The following is an 18,317-nucleotide window of genomic DNA, read 5'->3' on the forward strand; positions in this document are numbered from 1 at the left end:
AATCCCCTGTGCCCGACGCCTGCCATCACGCGGCGAGTGCGCGGTTGGCCGCAGCCAGATATTCGATCGTCTTCAGGCGGTGCGCGCCTTCGGAAACAGGGCACTCCACGATGAACTCGTCGATGCCGTGATGTTGATGAAGCCGAAGCAATGCGGCACGGACCGTGGAAGGGGAGCCGCGAAGGATCAGTGGGCTGCGCTCTTCGATGCGATAATGCGTGGCGCCTGCCTGACGGACATATTCCAGCGCCTGCTCCTCACTTCCGACATTCACACCCTGTCCACCCTCGATCTCGACACGAAAGCGGCGACCTTCGACCGGAAGCGCGTCCGCAGCCTGGTCGGTTTCCGCAACCACCACGGCGACCGCCAGAGCCGCATATTTGCCGCCCGCTTCCCTGAACGCGTTCAGCGCCTCGGAAATCGCGGACTCCCTGCCATGGATGTGGCCGGCGTAAACGAAGTTCCATCCCAACCTGCCGGCAAGCCGGGCACTTTCCGGGCTCGCCCCCAGCAGGAAGCGGTTTGGCGGCGAAGGCGGCAGGGGGTAGGCTGCAAGCTTGTCTTCATCCCCGTTGTCTGCCTTTTCGTCACGGACAAACCGGTCGAGATCCTCAAGCTGCCTTTCGAAGGAGGGCTTGCGCGCCGGATCATAGGCGCCCTGAAGGGCACGCGTTGACAGCGGAAGTCCGCCCGGCGCCTTGCCGATGCCGAGATCCACACGATCGGGCGCAAGAGCGGAAAGCAGCTTGAAGTTTTCGGCGACCTTATAGGCGCTATAGTGCTGCAGCATGACGCCGCCGGAGCCGATATTGATCCGCTGTGTCTGGGCCAACAGGAAGCCGATCAGCACTTCTGGAGACGAGCTCGCCAGCTTCGGCGAGTTATGATGCTCGGCAACCCAGAAGCGGCGGAAGCCATGTGCTTCGGCTTTTTGTGCAAGCGCAACAGTGCGCCGCAGCGCCGCCGTGGCACTCTCATCCTGATGGATAGGGCTCTTGTCGAGAAAACTCAAACCAAAGGTCATCGATACTCCCTGAGGAACCTGTAATTGATTTGATAAAATCTATATTTTTAGTGATGTAATTAATCGAGCAATGATATTTCCTTATTCAGTTGCACAATAAAAGATCATGCCGCGCCAAAGCGGTCCGGCTTGCGCCATCCTTCTGCCGCGGCTGAGGCCGGTGCAGGCTTTCAAATCCAACGATTGACACACACCGCTCGGACAGCCGGCTATCGTGCCCAAGCGAGACAAGCCATGCCCGATGTGATTATTCATTCCTCTCTACTGCATCCTTCAACCCAACCCCTCATCGAAGGCCTGATCGTCGAATATGACGGGCGATATGGCACAAGAGATCGCCCGGGTGGCGCTCGCGGCGAGATATACCGCTATCCGGAAGGACTGTATTCTCCGCCGCTGGGTGACCTCCTGCTGGTGCAAAGGGATGGCAAAACCATCGCCGGCGGCGCCTTCATGAGCCATGACGACGAAACGGCGGAAATAAAGCGGATATGGACGGACCCTTCATTGCGAAGGCAGGGGCTTGCCCGCACCATCATGTCGGCACTGGAGGAAAGCGCTGCGGCGCTCGGTTATACCCGCACCTATCTCTCGACCGGCTTCCGCCAACCGGAAGCCGTCGCATTGTATCTCAGTCTCGGATATCGCCCGCTTTTTGACACCACCGCCGATCCTCAACTCTATCGCTCGCTTCCTTTCGAAAAGCACATCGGCACCAAGGCCGACCTAAGAGGAACCACGCCGGTCTATCCGCCTGCCGCCTCCTTCGAAGAGGCAACCCTGCGGGTGAAGGCGTTGAAGGAAGGGCAGGAGGCGAAAATCCTGGCGCGCTTTGCCGGACACGGCGCCGCACAGGCCGAGACGAGCGTCGACGAACTATCTTATCAAGGTGCGCTGTCAGCCCGCACCGCCGAGATCTCGGCAAGGAGCGCAACGTGACTTCAGCAACCAATTTTCATTTGAGCATCGATCTCGGCCTGCCTTCACATGATGTACTCACGCAGGACGCCAGATCGGAAGTGCTGCTTCAGCAGCTTGACGAAGGTTTTGATCTCATCACCCTCGAAGACGGCTTTGCCCTCCCCACGGGCGATGGCCTCGATGGCATATTGTTCGCGAATTGGCTTGGCGCGCGAACCAGCCACGCCGGTATCCTTGCGGGCGCGCCCGTCAATTTTCTTGAACCCTTCCATGTATCGACGGCCATCGCCACGCTTGACTACGTTACAGAAGGTCGTGCCGGCCTGCTTGCGCAGCCGCTTGATGACAGCCGCGCGGCGGCTGCAAGACGCGCAACCGGTGAAGTTAACGGCTATCCTGATGACAGCCGCGAGGCGCTCGAACAGGATTTCAACGAAGCGATAGACGTTATCCGCCGGCTCTGGGACAGCTGGGAAGATGACGCCGTTATCCGCGATCGGGAAAGCCAACGCTTCATCGATGGAGCAAAATTGCGCTATGTCGATTTCAGAGGTACGAATTTCAACGTCCTTGGCCCTTCGATCACACCGCGGCCTCCACAGGGCCAGCCGGTCATAGCGGCCATCATAGAGCCGGAAAACCGCGCTTCTCTTGCTTCCTCAATCGACCTTGCCTTTGTGCGCGCAAGCGGCGAACAGCTTCCATCGTTGGTGAAAGACATCAAATCCAGGCATCCGGAACTGCGGCTTTTTGCCGACGTCGAATTCGGAGCCGGCTGGTCCGGAAAGGAAACGATCCTGGTAAGGGCCGCAGACGTCGACGCTGCGATCACGAGCGCGCGGAGATTGGCAAGCGCCGGTCTGGACGGGATCCGCTTCCTGCCCCGCGAACCGGAACGGGACCTGGCGCCTCTGGTGGAACACGTCCTGCCGGTAATCCGGAAAGCTGGCCTTCTCCAGCCACGACCTGGGTCGGCCTTGCGTGAACGCCTGTCCCTGCCCGCCGCCGCCAACCGCTACGTCGGCACGGCCGCCTGAACACCATCGGAAATAACATCATGTCGAAGAAACAAGTCATCATCGGAGCCCAGTATCCGGGCGTCAACAATTTCACGGTCTGGAGCGATCCGGCGGCGGGCAGCCAGATCGCATTTTCGTCCTTCAGGCATTTCGCCGAGACTGTCGAAAGGGGCAAGCTGGATTTCATCTTTCTCGCAGAAGGGCTTCGGGTGCGCGAGCAAAAGGGCCGCTTCCACGAACTGGATGTCGTGGGACGACCAAACACCCTGGCGATCCTGACGGCAATCGCCGCCGTCACCCGCAATGTTGGCCTGATCGGAACACTGACGACGACCTTCAATGAACCCTATCCGCTCGCCCGTCAGCTTGCTACGCTCGATATACTTTCAAATGGTCGAGCCGGCTGGAACGTCGTCACCTCACCGGGAGCCTTTACGGGCGCGAATTTCCGCAGGGGAGACCATTTGCCGTTTGCCGAGCGTTACGAGCGCGCAAAGGAATTCATCGAGGCAGCGCGGACGATCTGGAAAGGTAGCGACTTCTCTTTCAAGTCCAAGCACTTCGATATTGCCGGCCGCTCCGATCTGCCGCCCTCACCGCAGGGCGGACCCGTGATTGCGCAGGCCGGAGATTCCGAGACCGGGCGCGAATTGGCGGCCAGCCATGCCGATGTCATCTATTCCCGCCATGGCACGCTTGAGGACGGGCAGGCCTTCTACCAGGATGTCAAGGCGCGGCTTTCCAGATATGGCCGCGCCGCTGACGACCTCAAAATATTGCCTGGCGCGGCTTTCGTTCTCGGTGACAGCAAGGAAGATGCAGAGGAGCGACAACGCGCCATTCGTCTGCAGCAGGTAAGCCCGAAAAACGCGATCGTTTTTCTGGAGCAGGTGTGGAACCGAGACCTGTCCTCTTATGATCCGGACGGCCCCCTGCCTGAGATCGATCCCGAAGTCTCCTCCCCCGCCCTTGCTCAGGGACGCGCAAGCCGCATCGACGACCGGCTCGAAACTGCTCGCACCTGGCGGGAAATCGCAAATCGTGAAAAATTGAGCATTCGGCAGCTCATCATCAAGGTTACGGCACGCCAGCATTTCATCGGCACACCGGAAACGGTGGCGAGACAGATCAACAACTATGTTCAGGAAAATGCCGCCGACGGTTTTGTGTTTGCTCCACATCTGACACCAACGGGCTTCGACGATTTCGTCGACAAGGTCATTCCTTATCTTCAGGAATGGGGCGTTTACCGTAGAGATTATCAGACACAGACATTGCGGGGCAATCTCGGCCTCGCGGTGCACTGAATGTTTCAACTCTCTGGCCCTTGCGAAAACGCCGCCCGTGATCGCGAAATCCCGAAACGAACGTGATGCCCTTTTTTGCTGGCGCCCGTGCTCAGACGAGCGCCTCCAATACCCAGCCGCGAACCATCTGAGCAGTCTGCTCAGTCGAGGGCGTCAAAGAGCGAAAGATAGCGTTCGCCACTATCCGGAAAGACGACCCCAATCGTCTTTCCGTTGTTTTCCGCGCGGCGCGAAAGCTCGATCGCGGCAACGATGGCCGCACCGGATGAGGTTCCCACAAGGAAGCCCTCCTCTCTGGCCACCGCAAGCGCTCCCCGCCGCGCCTCTTCGGTGGTAACGGCGATGACTTCATCCACGACGCTCTTGTCGTAGGTTTCCGGTAAGGTCCCTTCCTCCACCTCGGTGACCTTGTGGACGCCTTCGATCGTGGAAGCGTCGGGGTTTTCGGGGGATGGAACGGATTGCGGCGTCGGCTCGGCAACAACGATCCTTATCTCCGGTTTTTGCGCCTTCAGGAAACGTCCGGCACCGGAAACGGTGCCGCCCGTACCAACGGTTGCGACCAGGATATCTATGTCACCTTCGGTATCGCGCCAGATTTCCGGCCCCGTCGTCTCGAAATGCACCTGCGGGTTGGCATCATTGGAACGCTGGCCGGTGTAAAAGGCATCCGGATTTTCAGCTTTGATCCTGTCTATGATGCGATGGATGGCATCCGGCTGGAAGAGCTCCTCATTTTCGATCAGTTCGATCTCGGAGCCGAATTGCCTGAGGATGTTGATCTTGTCTTCGCTGATGGTATTGCGAAGGTAAAATTTCGTGCGATAGCCGCGTGCGGAGGCAACCGCCGCAATTCCGATGCCTGTATTGCCACTGGTCAAATCGAAAAGAAGATCACCCGGTTTCAATCGGCCGCTCTTCTCAGCTTCACTTATGATGCCCCAAGCCGTGCGATCTTTGACACTGCCTGCGGGATTGAGGTACTCAATCTTGGCAAGGATGCGCGATTGGAGATCGTATTTCGCCCGAATTCTGGCGAGTTCCACCAGCGGCGTATTGCCGACGAGCTCTGTGAAATCCTGATAAATCCTGCCCAATTTCACTATCCTGTTTGCACTGCGAGGATACCGAACGACAGGCTCTGATGCGTATCGCCCGTCGTACCGCATGTTTTGATCATGCTTCGGATTTTTGCGTTTGCGTTTGCGGTGCTATCCCCACGCCTCCATTTGGCGCTGGTGAGGCGCCGTTCACAGCGAAATCTCCAACGATACGGTCGTGATAGATACGGGGATTGTGCGAAGTTATCGTGCGGGCGTTTCGCCAGTGACGATCGAGACCATGGCTGCGTTTTGCTGCAGAAGCGCCAAGCGCATCGAACAGGTCAGTGGACGCATTCAGGATCAGGTTGCTGACCACCGTAACCGACTGGCTGACCTCCAGCTCCGCGTCACGGTTCGCAGATGCAATGTGCTCCTCGTCTCCAGACAGATTGGCATCATAGGCAGCCTGCAGGGCTTCTGCGGCCTTTAACACGATGGCGCCGGCGCTATAGGCCGCACCTCTGATCCGCCCCACGACCTGAAGCACCTGTGGGTCTTCGGAAAAACGCGCAGCGTTACTACGCTGATAGACCCGTTTGCGCTCTGCGACATGGCGGGCGATTTCCAAAGCGGCCGCGCGGCCGATCCCGGCAAGCGAGGCCAGATGGACAAGCTGGAAAAAACCGCCTGAATAGCTGAAGCGAAGAGCACTGGGTTTGATGAGGTCTTCAGAAACAGCCACGTCGGTAAAACGTGCCGTACCGCTCGCCGTCAGCGCCTGTCCAAAACCATCCCAGTCGTTGAGGATCTCGACGCCTTCGGCCTTTGTGGGAACAAGCGCACCAACCGGTACACCGTCGCCATCCACGGCTCCGAGGGTGATCCAGTCGGCATAGAGCGAGCCGGTCGTATAATATTTCTCGCCATTCAACCGCCAGCCGCCGCCATCCCGTGTGAGCTGGGTGGAATACGTTCCAAGCTTGGCATCCCCGATTTCCGAAAAACCGCTGCCAATGGTTTCGCCACGCCCGATCCGCTCCAGCCACGCATCCCGCCATGGCGAAGGTGGTGCATTCAGCAGATCCTCGGTAAAGCCGAGGTGGCTGCGGTAAGCATTGGTGAGGTTGGGATCCGCCTGCGCGAGTTCAATGATCAAGCCAAAAAGCTCGGGAAGCGTCAGGCCCAGACCACCAAATTTCTCCGGCAGGCGCAGTCTGGAAAAGCCGACCTTTTTCAAAGCTTCATAGTCGTCGAAACGAAGCTCGCGTTCCAGATCGTGTCGTATTGAATCTTCGCCAATTTCGGCAAAAATTCCCCGAAACCTCTCGGCGATCGCGTCAAAACGTTTGCTGGGCGCAGAACCCCAGGCATGGCTGGCATTGGTCATTGCAAGTTCCTGTCTGTGGAGCAGTCTGACGAATACCCGGCCGGCCTATGCGGCTGCCGCCTCGGCATCCTGCTCGAAGTCGTGCAGGTGAAGAGCGATTTCAAAGCCCCGGCGTTTCAGCCAATGGGCAACGACCCTCGCGCGGGCGCCCAGCAGATCATCCACCAGAATGACCCGTGCGCCGCGCACGGCAATGGTGCGATAGGCGACACCGAGAAGCTGGCCGCCTTCCGAGGAAATCGAACCTTTAAGGTGGGAGGCTGCGAATTCTTCCGGTGTTCTCACATCGAGAAAATAGGTCGTTCGCGCTGTGTCCCGCAGCCATGTCTCGGCCGTGGCGCGATCGATGAACTGCAGATCGTCTTGCCGGGAGAAGGTCTCCAGACGCACCTTCGCGATATTTTTCGCATCGTCGCTGGCGGGCGGATATGTTTGCGAACGCCCTGTTTCCAGTTCAAACCCGTCATCCGTCCAGCCGCGCGTACCATCGTGCAAATAGCTGACATCGTTTTCAACACCGGCGTCGATCAATGTCTGCGTCCCGAGGATTGCGCGGGGAAGGCCCGCGCAGGAGACGACAACACGTGTTTTGGGTGATATCACGAGGTCGGAAAAACGCAGCAGAAGTTCGGCACCGGGTAAGCCGATGGCGCCCGGCACGTGCGCCTTTTCGTATTCCGCTATTGTGCGGGTGTCGATGACGACAACATCCTCGCCGGCTTCCTGCCAGGCCTTCAGCTCACGCGCAAAGACCACGGGCGTGTTTTTTTCGCCTCGCACCTTCTGGACGAAAGGCACGCCGGGAATATCAAAGGTCGGCAAGGCGTCGACGCCGCCTTCGATCCATGCCGGGATTCCCCCGCGCAGAAAATGAACATCGGTCCAACCCTTGGCGGCAAGCCGTTCGGCCAGTTGCTTCGCGCTGCCTTTTCCGTCATCCACCAGCACGGTTCGCACGACAGGGCGCGGAATGAAACGGTCGATTTGCGCTTCCAGTCTTTCCGCCGGCACGTTGGTTGCAAACAGCGGTGAAGCATATCCGACCTCTTCCGCCGTCCGAATATCGAGGACGGCAAGTTCCCTGCCATCTCCCAGCCATTCGATGAGACGATCTTTGGTTACAGCATGTAGAGACATCACGTATCCTCCTGAAAGATCCTGATTTTTACTTAGGGTTTCACGCGGTCGGGTCGAGCCACAGATCGCCGAAACTCCAGTTCAGCCCTTGTGCGCCGGTGACGTAGTTCCTGACCCGCTTATGCGCCACGATCTGGCTTCCCGCCGCGACCAGATCGACAGAGGCGACTTCGTCATGGATGAGATGCTGGAACTTGCTCCAGGTCACCCAGCGCTTTTTCGAATCCGGCTCGATCGCCGCCGCCTCCAGAAGCGCATCCGCCTCTGGATTGGCGTAGTTGGCCGCATTGGAAAAGGGCAGCCCGATCTTGAAATTCTTGCTCCAGTAGGCGCGCTGGATGCCGAGTGACGGATCGAAGGTATTAGAGAGGGACTCCACCACTAGATCAAAGGCGCGGTCCGTGTAGACAGTTTTGAGGTAAGTCGGCAGGTCGTATTTGCGGATTTCAACGGCGATGCCGATCTTTTCAAGTTGGCTGCGAAGGACATCGGCAAAGCCGGGTGTCAGATAAGAATTGTAGGTCAAGCGCACCGGAAAACGCTTGCCGTCTTCCTTGCGCGGATATCCGGCTGTATCGAGTAACCTTTCAGCTTCCTTGGCATCATAGGCATGGGCCTTGACCGAAGCGTCATACCAGTTCGGCAGGGCGGTGCTGACGGGGCTCGGCGATATCTGCGCATAACCGAAGAGCGCCACGTTGACGATTTCATCGAGATTGATCGCCTTCGCAATGGCCAGCCGAACGTCTCTCTTGCGGAAGATTTCGTTGTCATAATTGAAGAACAACTGTTGCTGCGGACCCGCATAGGCATAGGTGTTCGTATCCAGAACGAGATTGGGGTTCTGCTTCAACCGTTCGAGATCCGCCAACGGGACCGGGTTGTCGCCAATATCGACCTCACCCGTTTCCAGCGCTACGGCCCGCGCGGCCGGGTCAGTGATGATGCGCAGGATGATGCGATCAAGATAAGGTTTGCCGGCATCCCAGTAGTCGGGATTTCGATCGAAGATCAGATGGCTGCCTGGCGTCCATTCTGTCAGCTTGAACGGACCGGTGCCAATTGCAGTCTGCAGCGTCTGCCCATCAGCTGGTTTCAGCTTTTCGAAAATATGCTTTGGCACGATCGGCGATTCCGAACTCGATTGCGCGGCAATCAGGAACGGCGCCGGTTTGGACAGCACGATAATGGCGGTCAGGGGATCCGGCGTCTCCACTACCTCAACGTTCTGGTAGGTAATGCGGCCGCGCGGATGAGCTTCCTTGAGACGAAAAATCGAAAAGGCAACGTCTTGCGAGGTGAAATCCCGACCATCATGCCATTTCACATTCGGCCGGAGTTTGAACGTATAGCGCAGGTGGTCATCCGAGATGGACCACTCCGTTGCCAGCAGGGGCTGCGGATTGAGGTCGAAATCGAATGTCAGAAGACCTTCAACGATCTTCGGGCCGATTGCCTGCCCCGTTCCCGACGATGTGTTGATGGCGAAAAGTGCGTTGCCGGGATCGACACGATAAAGCAGCTTGAGCGTGCCGCCGGGGACGGGCCGGCTCGCATCGCCACTTGCGGCGAATAGCGAACCCGGCAGGGCCGTTCCTGCCGTTGCCAGAAGAAGCATCTTGTTGAACTGGCGGCGTCCTATCGTCATGAAAATCCCCGTTTGAAAACGTTGTTTCGATCGTGAAAGCATCGGGGCAAAGCGGCACGTTCTTAAGAAGAAAATTCTTCTCGATCAGCAAAGAAAACATTTCTTGCAGAATTTTATTCCAATACGTAGGCAACCAGGCACCAAAATTTGTGCTGAATTGCTGCACTGCCCTGAGCCGCCGTTGCGCTTCTTCGCAACATGGCGAGATAAAGGGAAATCTCGACTGCGTGACTTTCGGACGTCTTATGGAAAAGTTGTTTCCCTGAAAAATCGCCAATGAGTAAGACATTGCTCGGCACAGGCACAGGCAAAGCATATCAAGTGGAAGGCATCTCAGCCTTCAAATCTTCATCCGGACCTGCCCTTTACTCCCAACATTACGGAGCTTTATACGATGACCCTGTCCAGTCCGATCGCCAAACTGGAAATCCCGCAACAGCGTGTCGAGGCCCGCTACGGAACGCAGGCAGATTTTTCTCCGCCTTTCTGGAATGACACGATCGACGCCTTGCTGAACCACCGCACCGTCCGCGCCTATCTGCCGAAAGCTCTGCCGGAGGGCAGCCTGGAACTTCTGGTCGCAGCGGCACAATCTGCGCCCACATCCTCCAATCTGCAGGCGTGGAGCGTGGTTGCGGTGCAGGACAAGGAGCGAAAGGCGCGTCTGGCGGGCTTCACGGGCGGCAACGCCCATATAAAGGATGCACCTGTTTTCCTCATCTGGCTTATCGACCTGAAGCGGCTGCGAACCGTCGCTTCAAACCACGGCAACAGCGGAGAAGGGTTGGATTATCTGGAAAGCTTCCTGATCGGCGCCATCGATGCGGCGCTGGCCGCGCAGAACGCGGTTGCCGCAATCGATTCACTCGGTCTCGGCTCTTGCTACGTTGGCGGCATTCGTAACAGGCCGGAAGACGTATCCCGTGAACTGAACCTGCCTTCCGAGACGATTGCCATCTTTGGCCTCACCGTTGGTTATCCCGACCCGGCCGTGAAGACCGACGTCAAACCGCGCCTGCCCCAATCATCCATCCTGTTTCGTGAAACTTATTCGCAAGCGGCACGGGATGATCTTGATTCCTATGACGAGGTCTTGAAGACGTTTCAGGAAAAACAGGGTCTGCCGCAAAACGGCTGGACAGCGCCCATTTCCCAGCGTGTGGAGAACGCCGCCGCGCTCAAGGGCCGCGCGGAACTGAGCCAGACATTGCGCCGTCTCGGTTTCGGCATCAAATAAACTCCGTCGTGAGTGCCAGCCAGAAAAACAGCAGCTTGTTTGGCCAGGGATACCCAGTGAGTACGGGTTGATTGGCTTGCGTGGCGGGGCGCTTGGCTTGCTGCGCGGCGATCAGTATGTGGCGCGGGCGACAATCTAGATGAGAGGTATCATGTTGATTGTCGCCCGCGCCACATACTGATCGCCGCGCTATAGCTTGCGAACGTTAAAAGCAAGAATTAGCTGACCCGAAAACAAAATAGCCGCCCATCAGGGCGGCTATTTTTATATGTTCGTAAATTCTGGTTGAGGGGGCACGCACCCATCCTTACCTGCGACATCGCAACCGACCCATGCTTTACTCAAATCTCTTACGGCCGACGGCCAAAGCAGCCTATTTCAAACCGCAGCGCAAAAGCGTTCCGGGAAAGACGTCGATGGTTCCAACCATCCACTTGCATTGCGAAATATCATATTCGGTGTCGTTTCTTACAATCTTGTTTTTAGAGCTTGCGACTGATTTCCGCTTCCGCCCGAGTTCGCGCTGTAAACTCGCCCCTCCGCAACATTCAAAAGAAATATCGAACTCTCGATGGGAAGCGAACTGCAGTGTGGGCGCAATGATCAACCTACGCAGACCAGAAAACCCTTCACCGGGTCACGGTTACATGGTTTGAGGAAGGCTTTGGGAGCAAGGCACAGCAGGGTGACTGGAATGTGCCCTGAAAATAATCGAGTTCAGGCCCAAGCCATGCAAGCGCCGATTTACCATGATTTTCAAATGTTTAAGCTGTTTCGAGAAAAATGGCAGATGTGGGAGGAAGCCATCCTACGCGCCGACGATCTGCATGGAGACTATCTGATCGCGCTGGAAAATCGTAGAGACGGAGGTGGCTGCGTTGAGTGCTCGGTCCGACCAGGAAACCGTGCCTGAAGACGGCCCGGAACGTCCGGGTTATGTTGCCTCATTCTCGCAAACCAGTCACCAGTGTCGGCGCGGACCGCAAATGTCAGGCGCGCACCTTGGATAGCTCGCCAGGATCCGACATAGGCCGGCAACATTGTGGTGCTCACCAGTTTTCTTGGGACCTTGACTTTGGCAGGTGTGCCGCTCATCTTTCCGGTCCTTACGCTGATGCAAATGATGTCGAATGGCGGGATTGGAGGTGGAGTTTCCCCGGCCGCCGCATGCTGTCCCTCGCGCCACTGAAGGCGATGATTTTAGAGGTGTCTGGCAGGGAACCAGCCGCATAAATCAATCGAATGACTGAGTTTGCGATATTTTATCGTAAACAATCGCCTGGGGAATATCCGCCACCAGCCGTCTTGCCGTGGCCACAAGCTGCTCCACCTCGAAGATGACCGGCCGGCCCGCTGCCGTCACGAGGCCCCACTGGAACGGGATGTGGAACGCGAGCGGTATGACGCGAACACCCTCCACCGGCAGGCCCCAGAGGGTAATCGATTCGACGATTGCGACACCGAGACCCATGCGCGCCAGCGAAAGCGAAACATAGGTCGCATTGCTGTCGATCACGGAGGAAAGGTCGACGCCGAGGCTGGAAAGCACATCGTTGATCCGCATGCGCAGGCGGAAGGGGTTCGCCGAAGCGATGAGCCGGTTTCCAACAAGGTCTTCGGCCGAGATGACCGTTTTCCCGGCGAGCGGATGATCTTCCGCCACCACGGCCACGCACGGCACCTCTCCCAGCCAGTGAATATCGACACCGGGATTGTCGAGCGGAAGGCTGACGGCGCCGAGATCCGCCGTGCCGGCCATCACCGCCTGCACGACATTTTCCGAAGAAATGCTCTGGAGATGCACATGATCGGGAAACCGGTCAGCCGGCAGGGCGGCGAGCGCCCGTGGCAGGAGGCTTGCGGCAATCGCCGGAATGGAGGCGACCTCGATAGCCGTGCGGCGTGCCGCGTGAATGCGCCTTGCGCTTTCGCTGATCGTTCTGAGACCGCCGAGGAACAGTTCCGCCTGCGCGAAAAAGGCGACCCCCTTTTCGGTTGGCGTGATGCGGGGGCCGTTGCGGTGCAGCAGCGCGAAGCCGATCTCGCCCTCAAGGTCCTGAATGAGGCGCGTCACGACGGGTTGAGACTTGCCCAGCGCCTTTGCCGCGCCGGTGATGCTGCCGATAGACACCACGGCCACGAAAGCCTCGAGCTGCCGCGTATCGAGATAGTCAGACGCCATTTTCCACTCCGCCCCAAGACCTGTGTTCAAGACCTGTGTTTCTGCCTCGTCGTCACCAAGCGCTATACCGGCCCGCGATCCTCATGGCCAGCCGGCAGCCAAAGCGCCTCGCGCCCGTCGAAAGGATCGGGAGTAGCGCCAAACCCGGCCGGACCCGCCCGCAGAACCATTGGTTTTTCGGCATGATATAGCGGCCACTCACCATTCGGGGCACGGGGCCGTTCGTCTTTTATGAAGGAGGCCCACAGATCGTGGATCGCTCTTGCGAAGCCCCCATCCGCCACCCGCTGGCGCTCGGGCAGTTCGCGGCCATTCGAACCATCGCGATACCAGACCGAGCCGACCTCCGCCCCGTGCGGCGCACCCAGCTCATCCGCCTCCAGCGCGCCGTAGAGATATTTATAGACCGGATTGAAACGGGCATGCAGCCTGGCGAAACGCATCGCCGGAAGCTGAAAGACCAGATCGCCGGCAACCGCGCGCCAGATGCCGCGCGGGCTGTGGCTCGGCAGCGCCCTGCGATAACGCTCGACAATAAGGGAGCCGGTGAGGCCACGCGGCAGAACCCGCTCATGCAACAATTCCGCACAAAGCGCGAAATCCATTTTCGGCTGCGCTGTCGCATGGATCACATATTCTCCCGTCGTGCAGCCGATCATCATCGGCACGGCGGCGGTGCGGCCTCCGCGCGCGGCAGTTTCCGGATGTTCCGGCAGCTTTACCCCATCGATGACCGGGACGAAGGGCACGCCGAGCATCGAGGCTGCGCCGTCGCGGGCGAAATCATGCTGCTCATAGGACTGGTTGCAGAGATCGCGTTGAATTTCGAGCAGCCGGTGAATGGGCAGGGCTGCAAGCGAAGCCTCATCGGCATTTGCGGCCACGAGAAAGCGGCGCGTCAGTTTGGCGGCCTCCTCCATGGAGGCGATGCCCGTGCTTGCGCCGCTCTGCGGCATGGCTTGGTGAAAAAGCCCCTGCGCGCCCGGCATGGCCATCAGCGCCGCAATCGCAAAGCCGCCTGCCGAGCGCCCGGCCAACGTCACCCGGTCCGGGTCGCCACCGAAGGCAGCAATATTGTCGCGCACCCATTCCAGTGCGGCGACAAGATCGAGCAGACCGCGATTGTCGGGCCTGCCTTCAAGATGGAGGAAACCGAGCGCGCCAAGTCGATAATTGACCGTGACCTCAACGACGCCGCTTGCCGCAAAAGCGCCGCTCTGCAGCACTGGTTCATTGGCGGAACCGACCGCGTAACCGCCGCCATGGATCCAGAACAGCACGGGCACCCTGCCCGCCGGATCGGGCGTGCGGATATTGACGGTGAGAAAATCCTCGCCGAAGGCCAGTTTCGAGGTGGCGGCGGTGCCTACCGGACCGTAAGTGGGAATTTGCGGGCAGACGGGCCCAAGCCGGGTGGCGTCCCGCGTACCCTGCCATGGCGGGACGGGCTGCGGAGCTTCGAAGCGGCGTTCCGGCGTGACAGGCGCGGCATAGGGCACACCGAGAAAGGCGTGAATTCCGTTTTCCCTGACACCCTGCAGCGCACCGGCCGCGATTTTTACCATCGTCATGTCAAAACACCTTGCGCAACCCGATCAACCGCTCGACCGCCACCACGACGATGACCGAAATCAGAATGAGGATGACGGAGAGAGCGGCAATCTGCGGATCGGTGGAGTATTCCAGATAGTGATAGATTTCCGTCGGCAGCGTCGAGGATTTGACCGAAACGATGAAGAGCGAGATCGTCGCTTCATCGAAAGAAATCAGGAAGGCGATGACAGCCCCGGCGATGAGGCCGGGCCGCACCAGCGGCAGTGTGATGCGCCACAGCACCATGGCGGGCGATGCGCCGTGAACGCGCGCCGCTTCCTCGATACGGCGATCCACCGCCATCAGGCTCATGGTGATGGTGCGCACCGTATAGGGCGTGGTGATGCCGAGATGGGCGAGGAAAATGCCGGTATAGCTGTCGAGCAGGCCAAGCGGCCCAAGCACCAGCATCACGCCGACAGCAAGCACGATATGCGGCACGAGGAAGGGGGCGAGGATGAGGAAGTTGATCGCGCCCTTGCCGCGGAATTCGTGCCGCGACAGCGCCAGCGAAAGAAGCAGCCCGGCAAAGATCGAGACGAAACCGACAAGCAGGCCTATGCCGAGGCTGCGCCAGAAGGCACCGATGAATTTGGCATTGGCGAAAACCTTGGCATAGGAGCCGAAGGACAGGCTTTCCGGCGGAAAAGCCAGATATTGCCGCGTATCGAAGGAAATAATCAGGACGACGATGATCGGCGCCAGAAGAAACAGATAGAGCAGTGTCAGCAGAAGCGCGTGGGCGAGGCGTCCGAATTTTGCGTCCATGGCCGGCCTCACGTCTCAAGCGCGCGCATGGCGCGCTGGTAAATCACGATCACGCTGCCGAACAGCACGAGCAAAAGCACCGAAAGTGCAGCCGCCAGCGGCCAGTTCAGCGTCACCGTCGCTTCGTTATAAACCTCCGTGCCGATGACGAAGACGCGGCCGCCGCCCATCAGGCGCGGCGTGACGAAGGAGGAAATCGCCAGTACGAAAACGAGAAGTGCGGCGGTGAGAACGCCGGGCAGCGAAAGCGGCAGCACGATGCGGGTGAAGACGCGCAGGCGGTTTGCGCCCAGCATGGCGGCGGCCTCCTCCAGCTGTGTGTTCAGCCGGCCGAAGCCGCTCAGCATCGCAAGGATCGCGTAGGGCATCAGGATTTCGATCAGCGCGACGGTTGCGCCGAAATAATTATTGGTCAGACGGATGACGCCGTCCGTCAGTCCGGAGGATTGCAGCGCCGTGTTGATGACGCCCCTGTCCCCCAGAATGACCATCCAGCCATAGGTGCGCACCACCGAGGAGGTGAGAAGCGGCGCAACGGCAAGTGCCGTCAGCACCCCGCGCCAGCGGCTTTGGGTACGGGCCAGGAAAAGTGCGATAGGATAGGAAAGAACGACCGCGAAAATGGCGACATTCACGCCGAGATAAAGCGTGTTCCAGGCGATCTTCCAGTAAAACGGATCGAACAACACGGTTCTGTAGGATTCGAGCGTCCAGTCACCACCACGAAGTGCGGCCATGGACGAGGATGCGAATGAGGCGCGCACCAGCCAGATGAGCGGCAACAGAAACGTGGTCAGCAGCGCGATGAGGCCCGGCAGAAGCAGGAGAAGCAAAACGCCGCGATGCGACGTCCCGCCACCGGAAGCATGGCTTGCCGCCGCCATCAGGCCGCCTCCCCGATCAGCGTCACATCCTCCGGCGCAACGGAAAGCGTCACGCGCTCCCCCTTCGCCGGCAAAGCGGCGGCATGGGTGGGCAGATCGGCCTGAAGGCGATGATCGCCGGCGCGCACACCGAGCGTCAGCATCTGCCCGCGATAGGTGACATGCTCGACGATGCCGGAGAAAGCATTGACGCCATCGCCAAGGAGAAAGCGATGCGGGCGGACCAGAAACCGCGCTTTTTGGCCAACCGGGACAGTGCCCGAGAAATGCAGGAAGCCGAGGCCGGGAATCTCGGCGCGTCCCGGCGCAACCACGGTGCCCGCAAGGAACGAGCCGGCGCCGATGAAGGAGGCGACGAAATCCGTTTTCGGCCGGTCGAAAATCTCGCGCGGCGTGCCGATCTGCTCCAGCCGGCCTTCAGACATGACGGCGAGCCGGTCGGCCATGGACAGGGCCTCGTCCTGATCGTGGGTGACGAAAATGCTGGTGACACCGGTGCGGTTCTGGATATCGCGGATTTCATCGCGCATCTCGTCGCGCAGCTTGGCATCGAGATTGGAAAGCGGCTCATCGAACAGCAGCAGAGCGGGTTCGATGACGAGAGAGCGGGCAATCGCCGCCCGCTGCTGCTGGCCGCCGGAAAGCTGGGAGACGCGCCTTTCACCGAAGCCGGAAAGCTTGACCAGATCGAGCGCCTTCGCCACCTGCTCCTTGCGCTCGGATTTTGCGATGCCGCGCATTTCCAGCCCGAAGGCGATATTTTCGGCAACATTCATATGCGGAAACAGGGCATAGGCCTGAAACACCATCCCCATATTGCGCCTGTGGACCGGGATTGCAGAAATATCGCGACTGTCCAGCCGGATTTCACCCGATGTTACCGGAATGAGGCCGGCGATCATGCGCAGGATCGTCGTCTTGCCGCAGCCGGAAGGCCCCAGCAGCGCCAGCATTTCCCCGCGTGGCAGGGAAAGGCTGACGTGATCCACGGAGGGCTTGAGGGCGCCCGGATAGGTCTTCACGAGATTGTCGATCTCGACATGATGATCGGCCATGGCGTCCTCTGCTTCCTGTCTCAATTCGCCGCGATGACCTCGCGGTTGATCCGCTGTATCCACGCCGAATATTTGTCCGCCACGAAGTTCCAGTCGAGAGAAGACTGCGCGGCCTGGGCCTCCTTGCTGCCATAGATGCGGGCGGCAACGGGTTCGCTGAGCGCGACCTTGCTGTTGACCGGACCGTAGAAGCTCTTTTCGGCAAAGGTCGCCTGTGCCTCGGCGCTCAGCGCATAATTGACGAAAAGCTCGGCAGCCTCCTTGTTGGCGGAGCCTTCGACAAGACCGATCGTGTTCGTCTGGCCGATGGAGCCTTCCTTCGGCAGGGCGATCCCGATCTTGCCGCCCTGCGTGTCGTGCAGATATTGCGCGCGGCCGTTCCAGCAGATGGAGAGATCAACTTCGCCGCTCTGCACCACCGCATAACAATCCGGCGCAGGTTCGAAGGTCGAGACGCTCGACGCAACTTCCTTCAGGAAATCGATGGCCGGATCGACGGAGGTCTTGTAGTCCCCGCCCTTCAGCTTGGTGAGGATCGGCAGCAGGATGACGCCGCGCGTATCGGAAAGCTTGGCGGCGATCTTTCCCTTGTATTTCGGATCGGCGAGATCAGCCCAGCTTGTCGGTGGCTCCTTCACCGCGTCGGTATTGTAGAGGATAGCCAGATTGTCCTGCGAGAAGGCGACGGCGCGGTCACCGTCGATGCGCGCCCATTCCGGCTGTTCGGCAAGGTTCGGCACCTTGGCGGAATCAAGCTTGGTGAACAGCTCTTCCTTGTTCGCCTTGATTGCCACCGACACATCGATCAGGGCGACGTCGACCTTCGGCTCGGCGCGCTGAAGGGTGAGAAGCGCCAGCGTTTCGGCCGAATTCTTGCTCTGCTGATAATTCACCTCGATGCCCGGATGTTTGGCCTTGAAGGCGTCGATGATGAATTTCTGATAGTTATCGGCAAAGACGCCGGAGAAACCCACGATGTTGACGGTGCCCTTCGTCGCATCCTGTGCGAAGACGGTTCCCGAGAGCGATGCGATCCCGGCGGCAACGATGCCGACGACGAGAGCGGCCTTGCGGCGCTGATGAGCATTTTTCATTTCGATTGCCTCCGT

At 59.1% G+C, this 18,317-nt stretch carries 16 protein-coding genes; 5 read left to right on the plus strand and 11 right to left on the minus strand.

What is annotated here, in order from left to right:
• Nucleotides 1–25 precede the first annotated feature (25 nt).
• Nucleotides 26–1,027, minus strand: a complete 1,002-nt coding sequence (locus QSV77_RS23755) for an MsnO8 family LLM class oxidoreductase (protein WP_302735335.1) — start codon at nucleotides 1,025–1,027, stop codon at nucleotides 26–28.
• A 234-nt stretch (nucleotides 1,028–1,261) separates the two neighbouring features.
• Here QSV77_RS23755 and QSV77_RS23760 point away from each other — a divergent pair, with 234 nt between their 5' ends.
• Genes QSV77_RS23760 through QSV77_RS23770 form a run of 3 tightly spaced genes read left to right on the plus strand, consistent with a single transcriptional unit; the run spans nucleotide 1,262 to nucleotide 4,274 of the window.
• Nucleotides 1,262–1,966, plus strand: a complete 705-nt coding sequence (locus QSV77_RS23760) for a GNAT family N-acetyltransferase (protein WP_302735336.1) — start codon at nucleotides 1,262–1,264, stop codon at nucleotides 1,964–1,966.
• The gene (locus QSV77_RS23765; RefSeq protein ID WP_302735337.1) at nucleotides 1,963–2,985 is read left to right on the plus strand and encodes an LLM class flavin-dependent oxidoreductase; all 1,023 of its coding nucleotides are present in this window, start codon (nucleotides 1,963–1,965) and stop codon (nucleotides 2,983–2,985) included. Before QSV77_RS23760 ends, QSV77_RS23765 begins: the two co-directional genes overlap by 4 nt.
• A 20-nt stretch (nucleotides 2,986–3,005) precedes the next feature.
• Nucleotides 3,006–4,274: an LLM class flavin-dependent oxidoreductase gene (locus QSV77_RS23770; RefSeq protein WP_302735338.1), complete on the plus strand. Its 1,269-nt coding sequence runs from the start codon at nucleotides 3,006–3,008 to the stop codon at nucleotides 4,272–4,274.
• 140 nt (nucleotides 4,275–4,414) lie between these two features.
• Here the strand turns inward: QSV77_RS23770 and QSV77_RS23775 are convergent, their stop codons facing one another.
• The 4 genes from QSV77_RS23775 to QSV77_RS23790 form a co-directional block, all read right to left on the minus strand.
• Nucleotides 4,415–5,377, minus strand: a complete 963-nt coding sequence (locus QSV77_RS23775) for a PLP-dependent cysteine synthase family protein (protein ID WP_302735339.1) — start codon at nucleotides 5,375–5,377, stop codon at nucleotides 4,415–4,417.
• A gap of 73 nt (nucleotides 5,378–5,450) precedes the next feature.
• Nucleotides 5,451–6,704: an acyl-CoA dehydrogenase family protein gene (locus tag QSV77_RS23780; protein WP_302735340.1), complete on the minus strand. Its 1,254-nt coding sequence runs from the start codon at nucleotides 6,702–6,704 to the stop codon at nucleotides 5,451–5,453.
• Nucleotides 6,705–6,749: 45 nt separating this feature from the next.
• The gene (locus QSV77_RS23785; protein ID WP_302735341.1) at nucleotides 6,750–7,841 is read right to left on the minus strand and encodes a rhodanese-like domain-containing protein; all 1,092 of its coding nucleotides are present in this window, start codon (nucleotides 7,839–7,841) and stop codon (nucleotides 6,750–6,752) included.
• Between the two features lie 40 nt (nucleotides 7,842–7,881).
• Nucleotides 7,882–9,489: an ABC transporter substrate-binding protein gene (locus tag QSV77_RS23790; protein ID WP_302735342.1), complete on the minus strand. Its 1,608-nt coding sequence runs from the start codon at nucleotides 9,487–9,489 to the stop codon at nucleotides 7,882–7,884.
• A gap of 394 nt (nucleotides 9,490–9,883) precedes the next feature.
• Here QSV77_RS23790 and QSV77_RS23795 point away from each other — a divergent pair, with 394 nt between their 5' ends.
• Nucleotides 9,884–10,726: an NADPH-dependent oxidoreductase gene (locus QSV77_RS23795; protein ID WP_302735343.1), complete on the plus strand. Its 843-nt coding sequence runs from the start codon at nucleotides 9,884–9,886 to the stop codon at nucleotides 10,724–10,726.
• Nucleotides 10,727–11,420: 694 nt separating this feature from the next.
• Nucleotides 11,421–11,639 carry a hypothetical protein gene (locus QSV77_RS23800; protein ID WP_302735344.1) on the plus strand — a complete coding sequence of 73 codons (219 nt, stop codon included), beginning with the start codon at nucleotides 11,421–11,423 and terminating at the stop codon, nucleotides 11,637–11,639.
• A 321-nt stretch (nucleotides 11,640–11,960) separates the two neighbouring features.
• Here the strand turns inward: QSV77_RS23800 and QSV77_RS23805 are convergent, their stop codons facing one another.
• The 6 genes from QSV77_RS23805 to QSV77_RS23830 all read right to left on the minus strand — a co-directional run bounded on the left by QSV77_RS23805 (nucleotide 11,961) and on the right by QSV77_RS23830 (nucleotide 18,302).
• Nucleotides 11,961–12,908, minus strand: coding sequence for a LysR family transcriptional regulator (locus QSV77_RS23805; RefSeq protein ID WP_302735345.1), 948 nt, complete (start codon nucleotides 12,906–12,908; stop codon nucleotides 11,961–11,963).
• A gap of 62 nt (nucleotides 12,909–12,970) precedes the next feature.
• Entirely contained in the window at nucleotides 12,971–14,479 is a 1,509-nt protein-coding gene (locus tag QSV77_RS23810) for a carboxylesterase/lipase family protein (protein WP_302735346.1), read from the minus strand.
• Nucleotide 14,480: 1 nt separating this feature from the next.
• The gene (locus tag QSV77_RS23815; protein WP_302735347.1) at nucleotides 14,481–15,269 is read right to left on the minus strand and encodes an ABC transporter permease; all 789 of its coding nucleotides are present in this window, start codon (nucleotides 15,267–15,269) and stop codon (nucleotides 14,481–14,483) included.
• An 8-nt stretch (nucleotides 15,270–15,277) separates the two neighbouring features.
• Nucleotides 15,278–16,153 (minus strand): ABC transporter permease, encoded by an 876-nt coding sequence (locus QSV77_RS23820; RefSeq protein ID WP_020811707.1) that lies wholly within the window; start codon nucleotides 16,151–16,153, stop codon nucleotides 15,278–15,280.
• Nucleotides 16,153–17,208 (minus strand): ABC transporter ATP-binding protein, encoded by a 1,056-nt coding sequence (locus QSV77_RS23825; protein WP_302735348.1) that lies wholly within the window; start codon nucleotides 17,206–17,208, stop codon nucleotides 16,153–16,155. The genes QSV77_RS23820 and QSV77_RS23825 overlap by 1 nt, the downstream gene beginning before the upstream one ends.
• Before the next feature lie 20 nt (nucleotides 17,209–17,228).
• Nucleotides 17,229–18,302, minus strand: coding sequence for an ABC transporter substrate-binding protein (locus QSV77_RS23830; protein ID WP_302735349.1), 1,074 nt, complete (start codon nucleotides 18,300–18,302; stop codon nucleotides 17,229–17,231).
• Nucleotides 18,303–18,317: the final 15 nt, after the last annotated feature.

Origin of the sequence: Agrobacterium sp. V1 (assembly GCF_030518355.1) — a bacterium.
In the GTDB taxonomy this organism is placed as follows: domain Bacteria; phylum Pseudomonadota; class Alphaproteobacteria; order Rhizobiales; family Rhizobiaceae; genus Agrobacterium; species Agrobacterium cucumeris.

Excerpts from the sequence above, each read along its gene's own strand:
- QSV77_RS23755 (WP_302735335.1), bottom strand. The coding sequence starts at position 1,027 with ATGACCTTTGGTTTGAGTTTTCTCGACAAGAGCCCTATCCATCAGGAT.
- QSV77_RS23760 (WP_302735336.1), top strand. The coding sequence starts at position 1,262 with ATGCCCGATGTGATTATTCATTCCTCTCTACTGCATCCTTCAACCCAA.
- QSV77_RS23770 (WP_302735338.1), top strand. The coding sequence starts at position 3,006 with ATGTCGAAGAAACAAGTCATCATCGGAGCCCAGTATCCGGGCGTCAAC.
- QSV77_RS23780 (WP_302735340.1), bottom strand. The coding sequence starts at position 6,704 with ATGACCAATGCCAGCCATGCCTGGGGTTCTGCGCCCAGCAAACGTTTT.
- QSV77_RS23785 (WP_302735341.1), bottom strand. The coding sequence starts at position 7,841 with ATGTCTCTACATGCTGTAACCAAAGATCGTCTCATCGAATGGCTGGGA.
- QSV77_RS23790 (WP_302735342.1), bottom strand. The coding sequence starts at position 9,489 with ATGACGATAGGACGCCGCCAGTTCAACAAGATGCTTCTTCTGGCAACG.
- QSV77_RS23795 (WP_302735343.1), top strand. The coding sequence starts at position 9,884 with ATGACCCTGTCCAGTCCGATCGCCAAACTGGAAATCCCGCAACAGCGT.
- QSV77_RS23800 (WP_302735344.1), top strand. The coding sequence starts at position 11,421 with ATGTGCCCTGAAAATAATCGAGTTCAGGCCCAAGCCATGCAAGCGCCG.
- QSV77_RS23805 (WP_302735345.1), bottom strand. The coding sequence starts at position 12,908 with ATGGCGTCTGACTATCTCGATACGCGGCAGCTCGAGGCTTTCGTGGCC.
- QSV77_RS23810 (WP_302735346.1), bottom strand. The coding sequence starts at position 14,479 with ATGACGATGGTAAAAATCGCGGCCGGTGCGCTGCAGGGTGTCAGGGAA.
- QSV77_RS23815 (WP_302735347.1), bottom strand. The coding sequence starts at position 15,269 with ATGGACGCAAAATTCGGACGCCTCGCCCACGCGCTTCTGCTGACACTG.
- QSV77_RS23820 (WP_020811707.1), bottom strand. The coding sequence starts at position 16,153 with ATGGCGGCGGCAAGCCATGCTTCCGGTGGCGGGACGTCGCATCGCGGC.
- QSV77_RS23825 (WP_302735348.1), bottom strand. The coding sequence starts at position 17,208 with ATGGCCGATCATCATGTCGAGATCGACAATCTCGTGAAGACCTATCCG.
- QSV77_RS23830 (WP_302735349.1), bottom strand. The coding sequence starts at position 18,302 with ATGAAAAATGCTCATCAGCGCCGCAAGGCCGCTCTCGTCGTCGGCATC.